A 298-nucleotide genomic window follows, 5' to 3' on the forward strand; every position below is an offset into this window, starting at 1 on the left:
ATTGGGCCCTTTTCGGATATTCTTTTTCTATCCGGAAGGGAGCTCGCGTCCACTGTGTTGGTTCTGAAACCACGAACAGTCGTGTCATGTCCGGTTGTTTGATTGTTTCATGCGGTTCCTGGATTGCGAACAGTCGCAGCCGGCGAATGCGCCATGCATTACTCAATTGAAGAGAGTGCTTGTTCGCCGATCCATTAGGGTTTCGGTGGTTATAGCGTAGGGGAAACGCCCGGTTACATTCCGAACCCGGAAGCTAAGCCTTACTGCGCCGATGGTACTGCAGGGGGGACCCTGTGGG

General features: G+C 53.4%; 1 rRNA gene. It reads left to right on the forward strand.

The annotated features are described in order from the left end of the window. Positions 1–201: 201 nt before the first annotated feature. Positions 202–298 (forward strand): 5S ribosomal RNA (rrf, locus tag LCE31_RS40200); the annotation flags it as partial.

This window comes from Streptomyces sp. 8L (assembly GCF_020176795.1).
Taxonomy (GTDB): Bacteria; Actinomycetota; Actinomycetes; order Streptomycetales; family Streptomycetaceae; genus Streptomyces.